This window comes from Methylotenera sp., from assembly GCF_013141425.1.
Lineage (GTDB): Bacteria > Pseudomonadota > Gammaproteobacteria > Burkholderiales > Methylophilaceae > Methylotenera.
Map to the genome: position 1 here is coordinate 1 of NZ_JABFRA010000112.1, position 4,296 is coordinate 4,296.

General features: G+C 43.2%; 1 protein-coding gene and 2 pseudogenes. All 3 read right to left on the bottom strand.

Annotated features, from left to right (window positions below; all coding sequences use genetic code 11):
- Positions 1-157: pseudogene (locus HOO90_RS10140) on the bottom strand (aspartate aminotransferase family protein); the annotation flags it as partial.
- Between the two features lie 145 nt (positions 158-302).
- Positions 303-3,260 (bottom strand): DEAD/DEAH box helicase family protein, encoded by a 2,958-nt coding sequence (locus tag HOO90_RS10145; RefSeq protein ID WP_292842657.1) that lies wholly within the window; start codon positions 3,258-3,260, stop codon positions 303-305.
- A pseudogene (locus HOO90_RS10150) lies at positions 3,257-4,296 on the bottom strand (site-specific DNA-methyltransferase); the annotation flags it as partial. The gene HOO90_RS10145 and the pseudogene HOO90_RS10150, both read right to left, overlap by 4 nt.

The following is a 4,296-nucleotide window of genomic DNA, read 5'->3' on the forward strand; positions in this document are numbered from 1 at the left end:
ATTCTTTACCATCAACATCCCAAAGTTTAGAACCCAAGCCTTTTTTAAAAAATATCGGCGTGCCGCCCACGCTACGAAACGCGCGCACGGGCGAATTTACACCGCCTGGGATAAGTTGTTGAGATTTTTCAAAAAGGGTTTGATTGAGTGATGTCATGGCGTTATCGCTAGTAAAAAAACCATATTTTAGCAGATGGAAGGCGCGATTAGCTCTAAATTTAACCTTGGTAAATTAGGGAGTGTGGCTCCAGATTTGCAAGGTTAAATGAGATAAAAAATTACAACAACATTCACCCATAAGCTTACAAGCTTAACTTTGCCTGAACAATATTGCTGTGCTGCGCTCTCACTCTTGCAAAATCTAATAGCTCGGGCAGTCGGGCATTTTTACCACGCCAATCAGCAAACATAGACTCACCCAACAAAACGTAGTGCCAATTGCAATTATCGCGCAGCTCAGGCGCCAAGTTATTGATGCGCTCGCACCAAGCAACCGCGGCCTTTAATTTGCGCTGCACATTTGGGTGTGTGGTTTGTTGCTGCGCTTTTGTTTCAACTAAATACACGGCATTTTCAGTTCGCACTAAAAAGTCGGGAGAGTAAAAAGCAGGTAAACCATCTTCTTTTACATATCTTAATCGTGCAAATGTGTGACGATTCTCGCTAATTTTACAAAAAGCTTGTACGCCAGTATCGGCTTGCGCCCATTGCATAAAAGCTTGTTCTAAACCGCCGTTGTGGCTTGGATAAGCTAAGCGCTCGTAAATACACTTAGTCACTTCTATCGAGTTGCTTTCACGCATCATCAAGCGTGGCACTTCTGATAATTTACGGTAAAGCACTTCATTTTCACCCGTAATATTTTTCTGTTCTGCATCCAACAACGCTACAGCAAACACTTTAGTAATATGCTCAATAACAGGCTGTAAAAGTAAAATACGCCAGTTTTCATTTTCCATCGGGTTAAAATCTTGCCCAAATAAATAGAGCCAAATGTAATCATCTAACCAACCTGTTAGCTCGGCGGTATTCACCTGCAAATAGGGGTTTGCCAAGTGTGTAGCAATTTTATTGCCTTTGGGTAGCGGCTGACTGAGTGCTTGGCTAATACGTCGCGTTAATCTTGCCAAATAATCGTTATAACCATTTACATTCATCACCGCGCCATCTACGCGGTAATCGCCAAATAATGTGCTACTTTGTAAATCATGTGAAATAAACGTATCACCCTTACCCAACATATTGGTCAGTTCAATTGGGGTAAGTGCGGTAAATGGTAACAACGCACTCAAGTCTAATGTTCTATGCTCTAAATGCTCTTCTGCTTCACGCAAAATAAAGGGAATGGCAAAATCAAACGCCTCAAATCCTTCACGTAATTGTGAAGCAATCACATCACCTGTGCTACTCGTATTATCCGTTTCTTCTGTGGTTGTACCTGCCAAACCATCATTGGTTAAGTCATCATAAAAAGATTGAAACGCAGGGTGCTCAATAATCGACAAAATATCTAACAAACTACTTGGCTCTTTGCTATTGTTAATCAACTCGCGGTTTTCACGTTTTAGGTCTGTGTATTCATCATCGCGCCACATTAAACGCAAGCCGCGCCCAATCGTTTGTTCTAACAAAATCTGTGCTTGGCTTGAACGTAACGGCACAATCACACAAATATTATTTACGTCAAAACCTTCGCGCAGCATTAAAACACTGACAATCACTCTTGGCGTAGCATGTTTATCTACACTAAATAATCGCTCACGCACTGACACCCAATCTTTTTCACCTAATTCAGCTTTTTTGCCAGAATCAATTGACATCACTTCATCAGCATTCAAACCTTCATTTTGTAAAAATTGGCTAACTAATGGTGAAACTGTCGTGTCTTCACATACCACCAACATTTTAGGGTGTCGGCTCGGGTCTATTTTTGCAAAATCTATTTCTAGTTTTTTAAGTTTCTGCAAACCTGCACGTAGCATCACGCGCTGGCCTTCGCTCAAAGCTACATCACCATTCTCATCACGTTCAGCTTTAAACTCTAAAGGTAACGCGCCAATTTCTTTGCGTTTATCTAACACTAACGATTTAACCAAACCTGCCCGCATGGCAGATTTCAAATCAAAATCGGTAATAATATGGTTAAAGTACAGCTTACTTTTGTTTTTACCTGAGCCAATATCGTTATAAGGCGTTGCAGAAAAATCCACCTGTACAAACTTTCTGCCTTTAGTTTCAGCAATGCGGCTTAGGCTTTTTTGCCATTCCACCTCTGTGCTTTCACCTTCTTTTTTAATTTCATGAATATGGTGCGCTTCATCGTTAAACACCATCAATTCAGGCAAGTTTGCTAAAAAGTCCAATACGTTGCCACGCGCATAACGCCTATCTAGCACATCTAAGCTGTTGCCCGTTGCTCTACCTGGTGACAAAGGCAGTACGGCTTTGATGACTTGCTCAGGGCTTACACTTGCGGCAGGTGCAAATAGTTCCTCAGTAAACTCTTCATCGTTTAATTGCTCTTCCACTTCACTTAGTAAATGCCAATTGGTAATGCCTATCATGCCATTACCTGTGGCTTTTAAACCAATTTCAGTTTTGTTACACACATTGCCGCGTACAAAACCAAACACACTTTCACGGTATTGCTCAGGGATAAACAACTCCGCAAACTGCGCCACATCAGAAGTGGCAAAATCGCGTGAATTATTTTGCCCTGCAATCAACTTGCCACAAAACGCATCTAGCAAACGCTCATACACAATTAAGCCAGGCGCAACGATTAAAAACTGGCGAGTAAATCGTTCGTCGGCAATACCCTCTGCGCTTGCCGCCGTTTTATTGAGCAATTGCCAAATCATCAATGCCTGTAACACCCAAGTTTTGCCCGTACCAGTCGCCATTTTTAGGCAGTATTTGGGATGCGCGTTTTTATCTTCCGCAAGCTTGCTCAGCAAACTCCCTGTCAGCAATAACTCTGGTGCAACTTGGCTGTATAAATCTTTAAGGCTGTGAGATTTAAGCACCTCATGTGCCACAATCGCATTCAATATCGCCTGTTTTTGCCCTATATGAAAATTCAAACCACTACGGGCTAACACCATATCTTCACCAAACCACCACTTGAGTAATTCGGCTGTAGTGGGCGTGACTAACTCTAAAATTTCGGCACCACCAGACTCTAAACCAAGGCAAAGTTGCTGCGTTCTTTTAGTCAGCGCACTGGCAAGTGGCAATAGCTCATCTTTTGGTGTACTCATACCGCCTCCACCGTCACCACAACCTCAGCTTCAAAACCAAATACATCCACCACGCGCACACACACCTTACGCGCACCTGCAATGGCTGGCACATTCACTACCGCTTTAGTCACAACACGTAATGGGTCGCCGTCATTCTCAACATTACCGCGATAATCTTGCCAAACAGACCTAAACACAATGCCATCATAATGTGGGTCAACTGCCCAATACTCAATAAGTGCCAATGGTTCTTGGTTGATAACGGCTTGCAGTTTTTCACGGTTTGCTTCGTCTAAGTTAATAGCTTCGGGCGAAAGTAAAATGTAGTTTTTAAGACTAATGGTGAGCGTTTCTTGGCTACCCGTTCGCCCTGAGCTTGTCGAAGGGGCTAGGACATCGGCTTCGACAAGCTCAGCCCGAACGGTTGAAGATGACCGCGTAATCGGATAAATAGTTAAATACTGCAAACTACTAAAGCGCACTTGCCCACGGAGTTTTTCAGCACCGCCTTTTTTCTTTAATCTATCCATTAAATCTGGCGGAATCACCAATACCTCTAAACGGCTATCATTCAGCGCGGTAATGGTTTCACCAATAGAAGGCTCAAAGTTCCAGCCCAATACCACCACTTTATCCCAGCCGCCCATCAGGCTATCGCGCTGGGCAATGGCTTTTTTCAAGGTGGCGGTGCCAGTGAGTTTATTGGGTGAATCGGCTAACACTAATGTTTTATTACCACCGTGATTCACCTGCCCTAAATTGCGCTGGGGGTTGTCTTCAGGCGATAACGGCAATGCGCCATACAGTGAAAGCACAATCTGCGATAAATCTCCCATGCGGAAGTTACGACCAAGGCTAGATTTAGCCGCTTCTACTTGATAATCTCCAATGGCTTGGTATAAAAATGGCTTGGCATTTTGGTCGATTAAGCGTTTGCGCATAATCATGCAAGCAGGCTTGCCTAAATCTGTAGTAATCCAATTACGTCCTAACTTCTCAACAACAGCGGCAGTTGTCCCTGAGCCTCCATTAAAGTCAGCAATGATTGAATTAT

Bases quoted from the DNA above. Each gene is read 5' to 3' on its own strand.
- HOO90_RS10145 (WP_292842657.1), bottom strand. From the start codon at position 3,260: ATGAGTACACCAAAAGATGAGCTATTGCCACTTGCCAGTGCGCTGACT.